Annotated in this window: 16 protein-coding genes; 2 read left to right on the top strand and 14 right to left on the bottom strand. The window is 45.2% G+C overall.

Annotated features, from left to right (window positions below; genetic code table 11):
* Positions 1–27: 27 nt before the first annotated feature.
* The 5 genes from DWV34_RS07740 to DWV34_RS07720 all read right to left on the bottom strand — a co-directional run bounded on the left by DWV34_RS07740 (position 28) and on the right by DWV34_RS07720 (position 6,048).
* Positions 28–906 carry a class II fructose-bisphosphate aldolase gene (locus DWV34_RS07740; protein ID WP_009289567.1) on the bottom strand — a complete coding sequence of 293 codons (879 nt, stop codon included), beginning with the start codon at positions 904–906 and terminating at the stop codon, positions 28–30.
* 229 nt (positions 907–1,135) lie between these two features.
* On the bottom strand, positions 1,136–2,413 hold the full coding sequence (locus DWV34_RS07735) for an HD-GYP domain-containing protein (RefSeq protein ID WP_009289566.1): 1,278 nt from the start codon (positions 2,411–2,413) through the stop codon (positions 1,136–1,138).
* A 57-nt stretch (positions 2,414–2,470) separates the two neighbouring features.
* On the bottom strand, positions 2,471–3,349 hold the full coding sequence (locus DWV34_RS07730) for a hypothetical protein (protein ID WP_118475844.1): 879 nt from the start codon (positions 3,347–3,349) through the stop codon (positions 2,471–2,473).
* A gap of 21 nt (positions 3,350–3,370) precedes the next feature.
* The gene (locus tag DWV34_RS07725; protein ID WP_022261171.1) at positions 3,371–4,039 is read right to left on the bottom strand and encodes an acyltransferase; all 669 of its coding nucleotides are present in this window, start codon (positions 4,037–4,039) and stop codon (positions 3,371–3,373) included.
* Positions 4,036–6,048 (bottom strand): DNA topoisomerase, encoded by a 2,013-nt coding sequence (locus DWV34_RS07720; RefSeq protein ID WP_118475842.1) that lies wholly within the window; start codon positions 6,046–6,048, stop codon positions 4,036–4,038. The genes DWV34_RS07725 and DWV34_RS07720 overlap by 4 nt, the downstream gene beginning before the upstream one ends.
* A gap of 86 nt (positions 6,049–6,134) precedes the next feature.
* Between DWV34_RS07720 and DWV34_RS07715 the strand changes: the two genes are divergently transcribed.
* Positions 6,135–6,770, top strand: a complete 636-nt coding sequence (locus tag DWV34_RS07715; protein WP_006566845.1) for a lactate utilization protein — start codon at positions 6,135–6,137, stop codon at positions 6,768–6,770.
* 62 nt (positions 6,771–6,832) lie between these two features.
* On the opposite strand, the gene DWV34_RS07710 is transcribed toward DWV34_RS07715, so the two are convergent.
* The 6 genes from DWV34_RS07710 to aspS all read right to left on the bottom strand — a co-directional run bounded on the left by DWV34_RS07710 (position 6,833) and on the right by aspS (position 13,606).
* The gene (locus tag DWV34_RS07710; protein ID WP_009289562.1) at positions 6,833–7,513 is read right to left on the bottom strand and encodes an HAD family hydrolase; all 681 of its coding nucleotides are present in this window, start codon (positions 7,511–7,513) and stop codon (positions 6,833–6,835) included.
* On the bottom strand, positions 7,510–8,733 hold the full coding sequence (locus DWV34_RS07705; RefSeq protein WP_009289561.1) for a GGDEF domain-containing protein: 1,224 nt from the start codon (positions 8,731–8,733) through the stop codon (positions 7,510–7,512). Before DWV34_RS07705 ends, DWV34_RS07710 begins: the two co-directional genes overlap by 4 nt.
* Positions 8,718–9,923 carry a GGDEF domain-containing protein gene (locus DWV34_RS07700; RefSeq protein WP_009289560.1) on the bottom strand — a complete coding sequence of 402 codons (1,206 nt, stop codon included), beginning with the start codon at positions 9,921–9,923 and terminating at the stop codon, positions 8,718–8,720. The genes DWV34_RS07705 and DWV34_RS07700 overlap by 16 nt, the downstream gene beginning before the upstream one ends.
* A 132-nt stretch (positions 9,924–10,055) precedes the next feature.
* Positions 10,056–11,291 (bottom strand): serine hydroxymethyltransferase, encoded by a 1,236-nt coding sequence (gene glyA / locus DWV34_RS07695; protein ID WP_006566841.1) that lies wholly within the window; start codon positions 11,289–11,291, stop codon positions 10,056–10,058.
* A 31-nt stretch (positions 11,292–11,322) separates the two neighbouring features.
* Positions 11,323–11,793: an ACT domain-containing protein gene (locus tag DWV34_RS07690; RefSeq protein WP_006566840.1), complete on the bottom strand. Its 471-nt coding sequence runs from the start codon at positions 11,791–11,793 to the stop codon at positions 11,323–11,325.
* Between the two features lie 13 nt (positions 11,794–11,806).
* Entirely contained in the window at positions 11,807–13,606 is a 1,800-nt protein-coding gene (gene aspS, locus DWV34_RS07685; protein ID WP_006566839.1) for an aspartate--tRNA ligase, read from the bottom strand.
* Positions 13,607–13,749: 143 nt separating this feature from the next.
* On the opposite strand from aspS, the gene DWV34_RS07680 reads away from it, so the two are divergent.
* Positions 13,750–14,271 (top strand): flavin reductase family protein, encoded by a 522-nt coding sequence (locus DWV34_RS07680; protein ID WP_009289559.1) that lies wholly within the window; start codon positions 13,750–13,752, stop codon positions 14,269–14,271.
* Positions 14,272–14,336: 65 nt separating this feature from the next.
* Here DWV34_RS07680 and DWV34_RS07675 read toward each other — a convergent pair whose 3' ends face one another.
* The 3 genes from DWV34_RS07675 to DWV34_RS07665 are packed head-to-tail and all read right to left on the bottom strand — an operon-like array spanning position 14,337 to position 17,737.
* On the bottom strand, positions 14,337–15,740 hold the full coding sequence (locus DWV34_RS07675) for an FAD-binding oxidoreductase (RefSeq protein WP_022261169.1): 1,404 nt from the start codon (positions 15,738–15,740) through the stop codon (positions 14,337–14,339).
* A 2-nt stretch (positions 15,741–15,742) separates the two neighbouring features.
* Positions 15,743–16,936: an electron transfer flavoprotein subunit alpha gene (locus DWV34_RS07670; protein WP_009289556.1), complete on the bottom strand. Its 1,194-nt coding sequence runs from the start codon at positions 16,934–16,936 to the stop codon at positions 15,743–15,745.
* Positions 16,937–16,948: 12 nt separating this feature from the next.
* A complete protein-coding gene (locus DWV34_RS07665) occupies positions 16,949–17,737 on the bottom strand; it encodes an electron transfer flavoprotein subunit beta/FixA family protein (protein WP_009289555.1) in 789 nt (262 codons plus the stop codon).
* Positions 17,738–17,759: the final 22 nt, after the last annotated feature.

The following is a 17,759-nucleotide window of genomic DNA, read 5'->3' as shown; positions in this document are numbered from 1 at the left end:
GCTCCTTTTCTGCTGTCCTAAAAGTCTCTATGCTCTGTTCTCTCCGCCGAATAATCTCATATAATGTTTCAGCAGGTTTTTATAGCCTTCTCCCATAGCATTTGACAAGTCATACATGTTGGCACTCTGGTTTCCAAACTCTCCGAGACTTCCGTCCTTTACCATGCTGTCATAGTCAATTCCGAGATATTCTTTTAATTGTGCAAGCCCTGCATTGCTCAAGTCTGTACATAAATTTACTTTCTGGATTCCTGTCTGCACTGCTTTTCGTAGATTGTCATCTCCTGTCCCCGATCCCCCGTGAAGAACCAGCGGAATTTCGAGCATCTGATGGAGCTCAGCCAGTAATTCGAACTCAAGTTTTGGAGTTCCCTTGTATGTGCCATGGGATGTTCCTACAGAAACTGCCAGACAGTCGACCCCAGTCTGTTTTACAAACTCAGCGGCCTCATCCTTTCTCGTAAGCCCTGAATCCCTGGTCTGTTCATATTCAAATCCCTGTCCGACATGCCCTAATTCCGCTTCCACAGAAACACCGACAGCATGAGCAATTTTAACGATCTCTGCAACCTCTTTTACATTCTCTTCAAATGGCAGTGTGGAGCGGTCTACCATGACGGATGTGCATCCGCACCGGATAGCCGTCATGATTTCTTCAAAATCCCCGCCGTGGTCTAAGTTGATCGCCCCTGATACAGTCGGAAACTTGTGCTTATAGTAGTTCACTGTGTCTATCGTTTCCTCCAGGCTGTGGATTCCTGCGCAGTCAAAGATGACCGGTGCTTTCAGCTCTTCAGCGGCTTCAAAAACACTCTTTACCGTAACACGGTTCCATACATTTGGTGCTGCAACTCCATATCCTTCTGCTTTTGCCTTTCGTAATATTGTACCCATATCTGTGATCATACCATTACCTCCATCTGTGCATTTGCTTTATTTATTGTGCATCTGTTCTTATGTTTCAAATTATAGCATATTTCGGCAGCATGTCAAGCATATTCACTTTTTAATGTGAATATGCTCATTTGTGTATTTGTTATGATCTCATCACAAAAAAATCCCACTCCGAATCTGGAGTGGGAAATTATTTTTATTCTTCGTTTTTCATAAAATAGTGACTATATCAGAAAAAAGATTAGGACAGCATCTTTGGAAATCCCTGTTCTTTCAGCATCCCGAGCATCTCTCTGTACTCATCCTTCATTTGCTGATATATCAGCATCAGCCGCTCTCCGTTTTTATCGATCTCCTCCATAAGAAAATCATAATTCATGGAAACGGCCTCTGTAACTTCCGGACATATTTGATTTCTGCGGGCCATGTCACCGAGTATCTTCAAGGTCTGTTCCTTTGAGAAGACCTGCTTATAGCTGCGCTTTCGGATCAGTGCACTGATGATGTCCGCCACCGCACAGATTCTTTCCTCCCTGGAAAGGTGATCTCCCGTAAGACCCAGCGGATAGCCGGAGCCGTCCAGCTTTTCATGATGTCTGACTGCGATCTTATATATATCAGGATGGACGTATTCTTTCAGAATTCTTCCGCTGTCAACTACATGCTCCTGCATGATCTTGTATTCGTCTGGTGTCAGTGCCCCCGGCTTTTCTAATATTTCAACCGGTGTGGCAACCTTTCCGATATCATGGAGCAGAGCGCCGTAATACAGGCGGTCTGACCTGTCACCGGGAATTCCCATAATATTTGCTATGGCAATGCTGGCATTAACCGTTGTGATCGTGTGAAGCACCATGAACTCACTGCGGAAGTCGATGGAATATGCCAGCATTTCCAGGTAAGTCCGCTGCTCATCTTCCGTAAATCTCATCTTTTCTATGATGTCTTCCAATTCCTCCTCGAAGGAGCCGTCCTTCAGTGCCCGGCCGATTTGATATTTCTCCTCCGCACGCAGAAGTGTCTCAACGGCAAACTCAGAAAACTCCCTTCCTTTTCTCTCCTCAAGTTTTTCCCTTATTTGTGCCTTTGTCTGCCACAGCAGATCAGTTCTGTCCGCCAGATGAATGACATCTGCAAGGAAAAGAGTACGTCCTTTCACTCCCTGCTCCTTCATCAGGCAGTAATCCGCATGATGGTAAAGCACTGCCTCCGTATATTCGGAAAGAGGCGAAAACATTTTGAGGAATAAGCTGCCGTAAATGGAATGTTCCCATACATTTCTCGATTCAAATTCCACGATACAGTCAATTTCTTCTGTTTTATATGCCCCGATATCATGAATGAGACATACCAGAAGGACATTTTTCAGCATCTCGTGTGAGATCTCTCCCTCTGCCTCTTCTAAAATTTTGAGAGCAATGTAAGCTACCCTCTCTCCGTGTTCAACCAGACGGGGATCTACTTTGTTCAGCGTCCGCTTAACAATCCCCCATATATTTTTGCTCCTTATGGCGTGCATATTATAATACCTTTATATCCCCTTCTTTGTTCATCATGTTACCCTCTTAAGAACTATTTACTTTAACAATTTTTTTATTTTTGAAAGTGATTTTTCGCTGGCTGTATAAAACTTTTGGCTGCCCTTTTTATCCGTAATGCAAAAAGACGTCCCCTCTTCCGATACCGAAAGACTGGTCAGTGTTCCCTGCGTATAAAAACGGTACTCAGTCCACTTCGCAGTATCATGTTTTTTCTTATCTGCCTTGGCATTCCGCAGGAGTTCAGATACCTGAACAGCTGTTTCGTTAAATTTCAGCTTTTGATCTGTGATGATCAGGGACGCATCTGCAAGCCTTTCCAGATAGGAAGGATAATGTTTGACGTTAACCGCGTCGATCAGCCCGTCCCCAATGACGCTCGCATTGTTGAAGCAGTATACATTTTCAGGAATCTGGTCAAATACAATATAGCTGTTCCCATAAACCTTAAATTCATACGTAGAATTATCCTCATCGATCAGTGCATAAGAGTAAATATTACCGTGATATTTTTCCCTCAGATCGGTGACAGTCAGCCCTATGATGCGATATGAATTCTGCACAATATCTTTCACAAAATTACAAACCGGCTCATTCGTGACAGCAAAACTTTGGTACGCCTTTCCCTTTTGGATACGGACAAAATCTGTCTTTGAAATGGTGCTCCCCTCCACTTCCTTTTTGTAGGCAGCCAGCTTCTGATCACCGGTATATTCGTGTATTTCTTTAATTTTTTTGTCCAGCGAATCTTCCCTTGCTCTAGACCTCTTCAGATCCTGGCTGAGCTTTTCGTTCTGGTCCTGTAATTTCTGGTAGTATTCCGATTCGATGATTTCCTGTTTGGAAGCTTTCCCGCAGCCGGAAAGCGCAAAAGAAACGCAGATGAAAAGCGTCAGAGTCATCATTCTTTTTCTCATGCTGTGAAATCCTTTCTTTGTTTATTGTTTTTGGGCGATCTCCCCTGCTTTTTTATAAATACTGTTTTCCTCGATATATCCTCTTACCATGGAAAGAGGATATATATTCGTATTCGCTCCGACAACAGACCCGGGATTTAAAACAGTGCCGCAGCCTACTTCCACATGATCTCCCAGGATTGCCCCTATTTTCTTTCTTCCGGTTTCAATTTTCTGTTCCCCGCATTTAATCACTACATTGGTCTTGTCGGATTTTACATTGGATGTAATCGACCCCGCACCCATATGGGATTTATATCCTAAAATAGAATCTCCAACGTAGTTATAATGGGGAACCTGCACATTATTAAACAGTATATCATTTTTTATTTCTGTGGAGTTCCCGACCACACAGTTCTCACCGATCAGCGCATTGCCGCGGATAAAGGCTCCCGGCCTTACCTCAGTGCCTGCCCCGATGATAGCCGGACCATTAATCTCCGCAGTTCTTGCGATCACAGCAGATTTTGCGATCCAGACATCATCGCCAATCCGGTTAAATTCTTCCTCGGGAAGTTCCGGGCCCGTCTTTAAGATAAAATCGCCGATCAGCGCCAGCACTTCCCATGGATATGTAGTCTCTTCAAACAGTTCTTTTGCTATCGTCTGGTCCATATCTTTGAATAATTCCTTGTTTGTCAGCTGTTTCATTCTTTTTCACCTTTCCCTTTCTTGTTTACATAATATTTTGCAGTCTCGTCAAACATTCTGCGCAGTATATACTGATGATCCGTCCTTTTGACCGCATCGGTATGCTTTGCCACAAAATGATTCAGTTTCTTCATATACTCTTCTTCACTTACTGTGCCTTCTGCCACATAGGTGAGCCCTTTTTCCCAGCTTGCGGTAAGCTCCGGATTCAGAAGAGAATGGATAGAGCCTCTGACCACGTCAAAGATCATCTCACCCATCAGTGTCGGCGTTACCGTCTGGGTCTTTTTATTCAGCGCTATGTATTGATTATTGATCAGTTTTTTGACGATCTCGGCCCGTGTTGCGCTTGTTCCGATTCCGCTTCCTCTGATCTGCGCTCTCAAATCTTCGTCTTCGATGAGCTGCCCCGCATTTTCCATGGCGAGAATCAAAGAACCGGAATTATAACGCTTCGGAGGGGTTGTAGTACCATCCTTGATCAAATGTTTTTTAATCGGAAGCTTCATTCCCTTTTTCAGGGAGAGTATAGCATCTGTCTGCTCCTTGGAAACAGAATCCTGCTTTTTGGCCTCTTTTCCTCCGGCTGCTAAAAGATATCCGGGATCTACAAGCAATTTGAAATTTGCGGTAAAGGTTTCTCCCGCCGTTTTTGTCACCAGCTTTATCTTAGAATATACCGCCGGAGGCAGAAAGATACATAAAAACCGCCGGACAATCACTTCATACACCTTCTGCCCGGTCTGTGAAACGCTTTTTAAGTTATTCAAAGCCTGTCCGGTCGGGATGATGGCATAGTGGTCCGTGATCTTTTTATCATCTACATATCTGGTTTTTGCAAGTCCGGTGTAGGACTTCTTATCTAAAATTTCCGCAGCTGTTTCCGAGAGGATTCCGTAATTTTTTAATCCTGACAGATTTTTGTAAATTTCTTTAGAAACTGCGCTAGACAAAACTCTCGCATCGGTTCTCGGATAAGTGACCAGTTTTTTTTCATACAATTCCTGAACAATCTTCAGTGTCTCATCAGGACTTAACTTGAACATCTTGGAGCACTGATTCTGAAGTTCCGCCAGATTGTATAAAAGGGGCGGATTCTTTTTCTCCTGGCGTTTTGAAGAAGCTTCCACTATCGTCTCCATACCGGAGGCTTCTTCTATTTCTTTTATAAAGGCCTCTGCATCCTCTTTTTTTAAAAACCCGTTGTCTTTGTATAATTTCTTTGACTCAAAATATCTGGAACCCTTTACCGCCTTCCATTCAGACTCGATCTTTACACCCTGCGGTGTAATGTGGGAGAGCACTTTATAAAAAGGTATGGGGACAAAGCTCCTGATCTCCCGTTCTCTTTTTACGATCATGCCGAGGACACAGGTCATGACTCTGCCCACAGCCACAACGACACTTCGCTTTTGTTTCATGAAGTTTCCAAGGGTCCAGCCATACTTTAAGGTCAGTACCCTGGAAAAGTTGATCCCCATCAGATAATCTTCCTTTGCCCGCAAGTAAGCGGCAGAAGCCAGATTATCATACTCGCTCAGGTCTTTGGCCTCCCGGACTCCTCTGAGCACCTCTTCCTTCGTCTGGGAATCGATCCAGACTCTCTTCTTCTGTTTTCCGGTCACATGGGCTTCCTGATCCACCAGCCGGTAAATATATTCTCCTTCCCGTCCGGAGTCGGTGCACACATAGATCGTATCGATGTCTTCCCGGTTCAGGAGTGTACATACAATATCATACTGTTTCTTTACCCCCGGAATGATCTCATACTTATAATCTTCCGGCAGAAACGGAAGTGTTTCTAAATCCCACCGCTTCAGACTGGGATCATACTTATCCGGATATGACATGGTAACGAGATGACCCACACACCATGTAATCACGGCTTTTTCACTCTCCAGATATCCGTCCCTGCTGGACGGTTTCAGGTCCAGTGCATTGGCAAATTCTCTTGCCACGCTTGGTTTTTCTGTAATAAATAATGACTTCAAACGTAATCCTGCTTTCATTTTTTTCTTTTGCTATTATATCATATTTAGGTCTCCTGTGATACAATAATATCCAGAGATAAAGTGAGTAAAGGAGTGTGTTTGATATGAGTATGGAAAAAGCAAATCAGGTGACCGCAGCTGCGATCATTAAGAACATGGAAAAGAGAAATTTTTCAGGAGTATACTGTGCTACGAAGGAGGAAGCCTTACAAAAAGCTCTGTCCTACATAGAAAAAGGCTCTGTTGTTTCATGGGGCGGTTCCATGAGTGCAGCAGAGATCGGGCTTATAGATGCCGTGAAAAATTCAGGTCAGTATGAAGCTGTGGACCGGTCGGCGGCAAAAAATTATGAGGAACAGAGACAGATATATGCAAAGGCAGTCCTCGCCGACACCTATATTATGAGTACCAATGCCATCACACTGGAAGGGGAACTGATCAATATCGACGGCTCCGGCAACCGAGTAGGCTGTTTAAGCTACGGACCGAGACAGGTGATTCTGGTCGTTGGAATGAACAAAGTGGTAAGCACCGTGGAAGAAGGCGTGCACCGGACGAGAAGCAAGGCCTCCTGTCCGAACACAATCCGCCTGGGACTGAAAACTCCGTGTTCCATCACAGGACACTGCGGGGAGTGTTACGGTGATTCCTCTATCTGCTCCCATCTGCTGATCACAAGAAGATGCGGACAGAAAGACCGGATCAAGATCATTCTGGTCGGAGAAGATTTGGGTTATTAAAACAAAACAGGTATTCTGGAAGAAGAAACTTCTGGAACACCTGTTTTTTGTTTCTTAGTCTGTCAAACAATTTCCAGCAGATCCAGTCCGACTTCTCTGAAATCCTCGATAACAGCCGTGACTCCCGGGAGCCCAAGCAGCCTCTCATGGTCCTTTTTCGGCCCTATGGCTATGATCTTTCCTGCTCCAGCCCTCCTGGCCGCTTCAATTCCTGCATCTGCATCCTCAAAGACAACACATTCCCCGGGGCAAAGGCCGATCCTTTCCATGGCCATGAGGTAAATATCCGGCTCGGGCTTGCCCTTAAAGGTTCCGTCGTCATAGACAATGTGTTCTGCCGGAATCCAGTGGGTAAGATGCATATGCTTCATATAAAATCTTACATTTCCAATGGCTGACGCCGTGGCTATGGCAAAAGGTACCGCATGTTCTTTGAGCTTGGTAAGAAATTCCGGAAGCCCTTCTGTAAAATTGATCCCCTTTGGATCATTCAGACACATTTTCCTGTAAATATCTTCTTTCTCCTCTGTCAGGTCATAAATCTCCTGTTCTGTGAGATCAGGATTTAAAGCCATTTTTAAAAACTCTCCTCCGTTGATCCCATGGATCATTTTGTGAAGCTGTCTGACCGTATACTTCCCATCTGCATGTCTCTGGAAAAATTCAAACCACGCGGCTTCCTGTTTGTCCCCATCAATATACATCGTTCCGTTAAAATCGAATACAATCCCTTTTATGCTCATCTTTTCCTCCTGTCTTTTCCTCTTTTCTGTTCGTACATTCTCCGGTCTGCCAGCGAAAGCAGCTCTTCTGCCGTCTCCGCTACACTGCACTGTGCCACTCCAAAACTTATGGACATAATGAATGGAAAATTCTTATCACTGCTGTACTGCTTCAGTTTCTCCCCGGTATCTTTCAATAAATCCGTCACCTGGCTGCAATTTTTCTCAGAAAATAACAAGAGAAATTCATCGCCGCCGTACCGGAACACATAGTCTTCATCCCGAGCCGCGGCAGTCAGAGCTGAAGCAGTGGTCTTCAGATAACGGTCGCCTTCCTGATGTCCGAATTTGTCATTGGCTGTTTTCAGATGGTCCAGATCCACAAAGCAAAGACAATAATCCTTAGAGGCCGCAGAATATTTTTCCAAAACCTGTCCGGCCAAATGCCGGTTATAACATCCGGTCAGTGCATCCACATAAGCCAGTGTCCAAAGTCTCTCTTCTTCTTCCTTATCTGCCAGCATGGTTGTCCATTCTTCCCTCATCTTTCTCCTGTAAAGATTAAGCCTGCTCATTCTCATCGTATAGACAATACAAATATTCAGGCCTATAAATACAAAAACAGCGGACTTTATACCCCAAAACTTCAGAAATACGGAATTTGAAGGGACATAGTAGCCAAGCAGATTCAGGACGAGATATACATACAGGACAAACTGAATCCCAACGTGAAACCTCAGACTGGAGCGGTCCCTAAGGATGATGCAGAGCCTTTCGTAAAGCTGACTCCGTCTGAAGAAGTAAAACAGAAATCCTGTGATTACAAAGCCGAGAAAAATAGGATATTCCTTTATATTTCCCGGCAGCTTGATCTGATTGTCAAAGGATGTCAGGGGCCTGTTTAACAGCAGTGCAAAGATACATCGCAGACAGATGTTCCACGCCAGACCCGGTATGATTCCGAAGTAAGCAAGCATCGCACTTTTATCGAATCCTACATGGTAAAAGATCCGTATCTGCAGCAGAAAGAAAAAGAAGAAAATGGTCCAGTTGACGATCAGGTGCAGATCCAGAAAACTGGCCGCAACAAACCATGCATAATTTAGCACAAAGGTAAGGATAACAACAGACCTTCTTTTTTCCCTGCATTCCAGTACACAGTCAGCAAAGGAGAAAAACTCATAATGATAAAAAAAGTAAGATACTGCGACTGCAGCCATCAGGACTAATTGTTTGGGCATACAGTATCACGCTCCTCTTTCCTGTTATGTTTGTCTGAGTACATGGCCTGGTCCGCCTCTTTAATCAATTCTTCCGGTGTTTTCTGACCGGACACGGCACCGAAACTAAAGTGTATCGGGAGCCGGTCCTTCTCCGGATGTTCCATCTCTCTTCTTATTTTTTCCATCTTGTCCTTCGTTTCTTCAGAACCGATTCCCGGAAAGACAGCTAAAAACTCATCCCCTCCGAATCTGATCAGCAGTTCATCTTTTTTGAGATTCTTTTTCATTTCTTCTGCAAACGTTTTTAAATATACATCTCCAACGGAATGTCCTTTGCTGTCATTGATCTCTTTCAGTCCGTCCAGATCCATATACACCGCAGTCAGCAGCTTATTTTGCTTCAGAAAGGATTTAAGGAGCTCTATTCCGTATCCGCGGGCATAGGCCCCTGTCAGACTGTCGGTCTTTGCCATCCTGGTCATTTGTTCCTCCCGGAGCAGTTTTCTGGCTTTTGCCTCCTCCATCTTCCGGTATCTCTCTTCCAAATACTGCTCCCGCACAATGAGATAATTATGGCGCATAAATAAAAATGTCAGCAGCAGAATCAGAGCATTGCCGCTGATCATGAGAGCCGGTACAAAAACATTATCTGAAAAGAACGATGCCAGGATACTGTCGATCATTTCATAGACGAGACAGCTCCAGAGAAACAACAAAAATATTTTTGATTTCTTATAGTCAGTGTGTTCTTCCTTCACATTTTTACCGCTAAAGTATCTGATCCATATAATATAAAATATACAGAGCACGATCTTTGCAGTCAAATATCCCGATGCTTTCACGGAACTCTGAAGATTTATATTCCTGACACTTCCGCGGCCAATGGAAGCCGCTCCCAGAAACATGAGATAAAAGGACGAGAGATGAAGATATCCTATCATAGAAAAAGTTTGAATCATCTTGCCATTGATGTGTACACGCAGATAAGGCAGGTACCAGAGCAGAAAATATAAAAGCAGGCTCAAGTATACGGGTACTTCAGACAATACAGTCACGCCGGACCATACAAGGCTGGCAGCCCCGCAGAAAATCAGAGCCGATTTGTGTTCTTTCCACAGATATCCGACAGATTCCATGGCTTTTACTCTTAAAATTTCCTGTGCCGCGGATACACCAATCAGCAGAAGGAATAACTCTGTTTGTATCATCTCTTTGCCTTTCGTTTTTATTTGTATTATTATACACTATTTTGCTCCGTAATGTCTCACTTTTACTTAATCATAGGACAAAAAAGTACAGCCGCAGTACCGGCTGTACTTTATCTTCATCTATTCTGCTGATTACTCATATAAAGGATATTTTGCCGTCAATTCTTTTACAAGCTGTTTTGCTTCTTCAAGCTTCTGATCTAAAAGAGTGAGGCGGATTGCCCTGGCAATCACCGCCATATCCTCTTCTTTCAATCCTCTGGTCGTCACTGCAGGTGTTCCGAGACGGAGTCCTGATGTGACGAATGGAGATTTTGGATCGTTCGGCACTGTATTTTTATTACAGGTGATATGGACGGAATCCAAAACTTTTTCCGCTTCTTTTCCGGTCAGGTCATATTTTTTAAGATCCACCAGCATTAAATGATTATCTGTACCGCCGGATACAATATCAAATCCCTCTTCTATGAGAGCTTTTGCCAGGGCTTCCGCATTTCTAACCACCTGTTTACCGTACTCTTTAAAATCATCGGAAAGCGCTTCTTTGAAGCACACGGCTTTTCCGGCAATCACATGCATCAGCGGACCGCCCTGGATACCCGGGAAGATGGCTTTGTTAAAGTTGTATTTTTCATTGATCTCATTACTGCACATGATCATACCGCCGCGGGGACCTCTCAGAGTCTTATGGGTAGTCGTAGTCGTCACATGGGCATATGGAATCGGGCTCTGATGTACCCCTGCCGCAACAAGGCCTGCGATATGCGCCATGTCCACCATAAGAACGGCTCCGACTTCGTCTGCAATCTCACGGAACTTCTTAAAGTCAATGGATCTTGCATAAGCGCTTGCCCCTGCAATGATCAGTTTTGGGCTGCACTCCTTTGCTATGCGGAGCACCTCATCATAGTCGAGGAATCCCTCGTCATTGACACCGTAAGGCACGCAGTTGTAATATTTCCCTGACATGTTGACCGGACTTCCGTGGGATAAATGTCCGCCGTGGTCCAGGCTCATTCCCATATAGGTATCCCCTGGATTTAAGACCGCAAAAAATACTGCCATATTCGCCTGTGCACCTGAGTGCGGCTGAACATTGACATACTCACAGCCAAACAGTTCTTTGGCACGTTCTCTTGCCAGATTCTCCACTACATCCACAAACTCACAGCCGCCGTAATATCTCTTTCCGGGATATCCTTCCGCATATTTGTTAGTCAGGTGGCTGCCCATGGCTGCCATGACTGCCTTTGAAACTAAGTTCTCAGAAGCAATCAGTTCCAGATTGTTTCTCTGTCTGGACAGCTCGTCCTGCATTGCATCGGCAACTTCAGGATCATAATTCTTAACTTCGCTAAAATCGAACATCTTCGTGTCCTCCTGTTATATATTGATGATGTTAATCTTGGAATTGTTCTTTCAGTGCCTCCACTGCTGTTTCCACACGGCTTTCTCTGATCAGGACCGTGATCTTGATTTCAGAAGTATAGATCATATGGATGTTGACGCCTTTGTTATAAAGAGCTTCAAACATTTTCGATGCCGCCCCTGAGTTGGACATCATTCCTGCGCCCACAATGGATACGATACCCACGTTTTTGTCAGAAACAATCTCTTTATAAGAGCCTTCCTGAAAGGTTTCTTTTAAGGTCTCCACCGCCGCATCCGCATCAGACTTTTTCACAACAAAGGAGATGTCTTTGCTGTCTTTTCTCCCTATGGACTGCAGAATCAGTTCTACATTGATCCCCTTGTCCGCGATGGCGGTAAACAGTTTCGCCGCGATCCCCGGTTCGTGCTTCAGCCCTTTGATCGCCACCTGTGCAACATCTGTGTTTGACAACACGCCGCTAAATAACATTTTCTCCATAATCTGCTTCTCCTTATTCCTCGTTCGTATCGTTTTCTTTCAAATCTATTCCAAGCTCATCAAGCTGCTCTGTGTCCACCCCTCCCGGTGCCTGTGTCATGAGGCAGGAAGCGTCCTTTACTTTTGGGAATGCAATGACGTCACGGATACTGTCCTCCCCTGTCATCCACATGACAAGACGGTCCAGGCCGTAAGCAAGACCTGCATGAGGCGGCACTCCGTACTGGAAAGCCTCCAGGAGGAATCCGAATCTTTCATTGGCATCCTCCTCGCTGAATCCAAGAGCCTTAAACATGGCTTTCTGGATATCATTGCGGTGAATCCTCACGGATCCCCCTCCGAGCTCTGTGCCGTTTAAAACAATATCGTAAGCTTTCGCCCTGACTCTTCCGGGCTCTGTTTCAATGTACTCTAAATCCTCTTCCATCGGCATGGTAAACGGATGATGCATCGCCGTATAGCGGTTCTGTTCTTCGTTCCACTCCAGCAGAGGAAATTCTGTGACCCATAAGAAATTATATAAGGACTCATCGATCATCTCATATTTTTTTCCGATCTCCAGACGAAGGTTTCCGAGGACATCATAGACGACAGAGTCTTTGTCGGCCGCAAACAGAAGCAGATCTCCGGGTTTCCCCCGCATCGCATCGATAAGCGCCGTCATTTCTTCCTCTTTCATAAACTTGGCAAAAGAAGATTTTACGCTTCCATCCTGCTTCAGCTGGATATAGGCGAGTCCCTTTGCCCCGAACTCTTTGGCAAAGTCTACAAAAGCATCGATCTTCTTGCGTCCCAGATCCCCGAGGCCTTCTGCGTTCAGTCCCCGCACGGAGCCTCCGTTTTCCAATGCTCCTTTAAAGACCATGAAATCACAGTCTTTCACTGTTTCCGATACGTTAATGAGTTCCATGCCAAACCTTGTATCCGGCTTGTCGGAACCGAACCGGTCCATGGCTTCCTGATAAGTGAGACGCTTCATCGGGATCTGCACATCCACGTCCAGCACTTCTTTAAACACTTTCTTTAACAGGCGCTCGTTGACATCGATCACGTCATCTACATCGACGAAAGAAAGCTCCATGTCGATCTGTGTAAACTCCGGCTGCCGGTCCGCCCTTAAATCCTCATCTCTGAAACACTTTGCGATCTGATAGTAACGGTCTACTCCTGAACACATCAAAAGCTGCTTAAACAGCTGCGGTGACTGGGGAAGTCCGTAAAAATTTCCCGGATGCACACGGCTCGGCACGAGATAATCCCTGGCCCCCTCCGGCGTGCTTTTCCCGAGGATCGGCGTCTCAATCTCCAAAAATCCTTCTTCTGCTAAAAAGTCTCTTGCCGCTTTTGTTACCTGGCTCCTCACGAGGAGATTCTTTTGAAGGTTCGGTCTTCTCAAATCCAGGTAGCGGTATTTGAGCCGCAGTTCGTCTTTTACGGTCTGTTCCGCATCCACAGGAAATGGCGGCGTTTTTGACTCTGACAGGATTCTTAAGTCTGTCACTTTAATCTCGATATCCCCTGTCTTTAAATTCTCATTGACAGCGGCGCTTCGTTTTTGCACTTCCCCTGCCGCCGCGATCACATATTCATTTCTCAGGGAATTGGCTTTTTCATAATCTTCACCTGACAATGTATCTTCATCAAAGACCAGCTGCAATAATCCTGAACGGTCTCTTAAGTCTACAAATATAAGACTTCCCAAATTTCTTCTCTTCTGTACCCATCCCATGACGGTTACTTTCTCGCCGATATTTTCACGGCCCACTTCTGTACACCGGTGGCTCCGTGATAACCCGGCCATTGACTCTGCCATGCTGCTTCCTCCTTACATATATTAAACCTGTCTGTCATTATAGCATAAGGGATGGCAGGATTTCAATGAAACTTGCAGGTTTTATAGACATTGCATCATTTTTGCATTATAATGGTAATTACACAAAAAAGGAGGCAAGTAACATGAGTGAATATGCAATTGTTGCACCAGAAGATTTTGACCAGAGTGCCTTCCGTCTCATAGGGAAGGACTGGATGCTGGTAACCGCCAAAAATGAAGAAGGCAGAATTAATACGATGACCGCATCATGGGGTGGATTCGGAGTCATGTGGGGCAAGGACGTGGCAGTATCTGTGATCCGTCCGCAGCGCTATACGAAAGAATTTATCGATAACTCTGAAACTTTCTCGCTGTCATTCTATGATGAAGCATTTAAGAAAGACCTGACGTATCTCGGAAGTGTGTCAGGACGGACCGAAGATAAAATTTCAAAGACAAGACTTACACCGACCGATGCCAACGGCATCCCTTACTTTGAGGAAGCAAAAATTGTTCTGATCTGCAGAAAGCTGTACAGTCAGCCGATGGACCCGGAAGGATTTATAGGAGACGCAAAAGCACTGGATGCTCAGTGGTATGCGGATAAAGACTACCATACTCTCTACGTGGCAGAGATCGAGCAGATTCTCGTAAAACAGGATTAATACCATAAAAACCGGCGGAGACACATGTTCTCCGCCGATTTTTTATGAAACAGTCTATATGAAATTTATACCTGGCATACTTTGTGAGGATTCAGAATATTTTTCGGGTCGAAGGCTGCTTTGATCCCCCTCATGATATTCATTGTTTCTTCTTCTAAAGACTCATTAAGATATGGCTTCTTGGCATATCCTATGCCGTGTTCCCCGGACACCTGACCGCTTAATTCATTCGCTTTCCGGTATATTTTATCCATGGCCAGTGTCATCCGCTCCTGCCATTGTTCCTCAGTCAGATCGTCCTTCAAAATATAAGCATGGAGATTTCCGTCCCCCGCATGGCCAAAGCTCTTGATCCTGATATCCACTTCGCTGTGAAGATTGTGCATATACTCCACCATCTCACTGATCTTATTTCTTGGAACGACCACATCCACCTCATCCATATAGGTGGTAGATCCTTTGATCGCTTCCAGAAATGCACCTCTGGCTTTCCAGATGGATTCGTCCCGCTCTTCTGTATCAGAGATCAGCACATCCAGCGCGCCCTGACTCAAACAGAGTTTTGCGACTTTATCGTAATCCGCCTCGATCTCCTCGGCCGAATTTCCGTCGAATTTCAGAAGAAGGTATGCGTCTGCCTGATGGTCCGGGAACTTTTTGCCCAGATATTCTTCAGCATCTTCAATAACCTCTCTCTGCATGAATTCGATTGCGGTAGGAATCGCTTTGGACTTGATGATTTCCGGCACCGTCTGTATCGCCGAGTTGAGATTTTTAAACGGTATCAGAAGACTGATCGCTTTTTTCGGAAGCGGAAGCAGTTTAAGAACTGCTTTCGTGATAATTCCCAGTGTTCCCTCAGACCCTACCATCAGATCCTTCATCGCATAACCGGAACTGTTCTTTACGATTTTCCCTCCGAATTCTACAATCTTTCCGTTGGGCAGAACCACTTCCAGTCCCCGGACATAATCTCTCGTAACTCCATATTTTACTGCCCGCATTCCACCGGCGTTTGTACTGATATTTCCTCCTATCGTTGCAGATTTCTCACCCGGGTCCGGCGGATAGAAAAAGTCATGGTCCTCCACAAATGCTGACAGCTCCATCAGGAGTACTCCAGGCTCCACGGTTACCGTCAGATTTTCTTCGTCCAGTTCAAGGATCTGATTCATCAGGCTGGTATCCATCATAATCCCGTGTTCCATTGCCACAGAAGATCCCACAAGCCCTGTGCCCGCTCCCCTTGGAGTGACCGGAATCGTGTGTTCATATGCATAGGACATGATCTTTGAAATCTCTTCTGCATTTGCTGCCTTCACTACGACGTCAGGATAGCTCTGGGTACCGCTCAGCTCATCATGGCTGTATTCTTCATTTATATTTTCTCCGTATAAAATACGTTCGTCATCACCGATTACCTGCTTTATGTATCTAAGATCTTTTTCATCTAATCTTTTATATCCCATAGCTATGCCCCCTGACTCTCTTTAATCTTTTCAATGAACTGAGGAATGACCTCATATAAATCTCCCACCAGACCGTAATGAGCTACCTTGAAAATAGAGGCTTTCTCATCCTTATTAATGGCAATGATCTGGTCTGAATGATCCATGCCGGCAACAAACTGAATAGCGCCGGATACCCCGCAGGTGATGATCAGTTTCGGCCGGACGGTACGGCCGCTTAAGCCTACCTGCCGTTTTGCGTCCAGCCAGCCGTTCTCTGCCACAGGCCTTGTACATGCCACCTGCCCGCCAAGAAGGTCTGCCAATTCTTCCAGCATCAAAAGATCCTCTTCTTTTTTAACACCGCGTCCCGCAACCACAAGTACATCGGCAGATTCTATGAACTTTTCCTTTTCTTTCAGCACAATATCAAGAACTTCAACATTTGTCTTGAGTTTGCCCTTTTCAATGGAACATTCTACAATTTCACCCTGTTCTTCCTCCATCCGTTCCGGAGCATTCATCACTTTATAGCGGACGGTTGCCATCTGGGGACGGTGATTGGGTGTTGTGATATGTGCCATAATATTTCCGCCGAAGGCAGGCCGTATCTGGGACAGGTCTGTATTTTCATTCATCTCAAGGATCGTACAGTCGGCTGTAAGCCCGGTTTTCATTCTGGCTGCTACTCTTGGGGCCAGCTGTCTTCCGACCGTTGTTGCACCTACTAAGACAGCGGATGGATGTTGTTTTTGTATAAAGTCTTCAAAGACTGCCGTATACGGTTCTATTTTAAAACGGCTCAGCTCCGGGTCATCATACAGAAATACCTGATCGACTCCATAATGCAGCAGTTCTCTGCTCTCTTCTTTAATATCGCTTCCAATGAACAATGCGTACACAGGATGAGAAATCTTTCTGGCCAGTTCTTTTGCCTTTCCGATCAGTTCATAAGTCACCGGATGTATTTTGCCGTCCACATGGTCAACATATACTACGATTCCATTCCATAAGGATTTATCAATCTCCTCTGCCTTCTGGTCTTCCACATAAGTGACGGCTCCTTCCGGTCCCTTCTTTACACACAGTCTGCACATCTTACAGGCCGAATTGATCTCCAGTTTTCCGTCTTTTTCTTCCATTGCCCCAAACGGACAAATTTTCATCAGTTCACTGAGATCTGTTATTTTTTCCTGATTGATTTCTAACTTTGCCATATGTAATTCCTCCTATACAAATTTCAGTTCTTTCACTTTTTGAAAGAGTTTTTCTGAAAGGATACTGCCTTCCTCGTTCCAGAGTTCCCTATGGTGGTTCGTTTCCGGAGGGAAAATCTTCTGAACCTGTGTGGGTGAACCATTCAGTCCGTAATGAGTCTCATCTCTGTCGTCCATGTCATCCAGGCTGAGCATAGTGATTTCCGTATCTGCTTTCTCGGTTTTTCTCACGTAAGAAGGAAGTCTTGGCTGGAAAATGTCTTTATCCACTGCCAGAAGACAGGGATAGGCAATCCTTGTGATCTCAATGTCGTCCGGCATATCCATCTCAACTGTAATATTTTGTCCGTCTGCCTCGGTGATTTTTCTTACATTTGATACACTCGGGATACCAAGCCATTCGGAGATCTCCGGTCCAACCTGGGCTGTATCACCGTCTGTGGTCTGTTTCCCGCACAGAATCAGGTCAAAATCTCCCATCTTTTTAATCCCCTGAGCCAGGGTATAGCTTGTGGCCAGCACATCGGCTCCCCCGAATCTCCGGTCGGAAATCAAAGTTCCGTGATCAGCTCCCATCGCATAGGCTTCCCTTATCACCTGAGCCGCCTGAGGAGGTCCCATTGTGATCACACTGACCTCCCCTCCCAGTTCTTCCTTTAACCGCATGGCTGTCTCCAACGCGTAGAGATCATAGGGATTCATTTTGGACGCTGCCCCGTTTCTTTTCAGGACTCCCGTTTTTGGATCAACCTCTACCTTATTGGACTCCGGCACCTGTTTGATACAAACTAAAATATTCATATCTGCTTTTCCTCCTGCTTTC

It is taken from the genome of Anaerostipes sp. AF04-45, assembly GCF_003461725.1.
GTDB classification, from domain to species: domain Bacteria; phylum Bacillota; class Clostridia; order Lachnospirales; family Lachnospiraceae; genus Anaerostipes; species Anaerostipes caccae.
The sequence above is the reverse complement of the archived record's forward strand: the minus strand, read 5'-3'. Positions and strand labels throughout refer to the sequence as shown.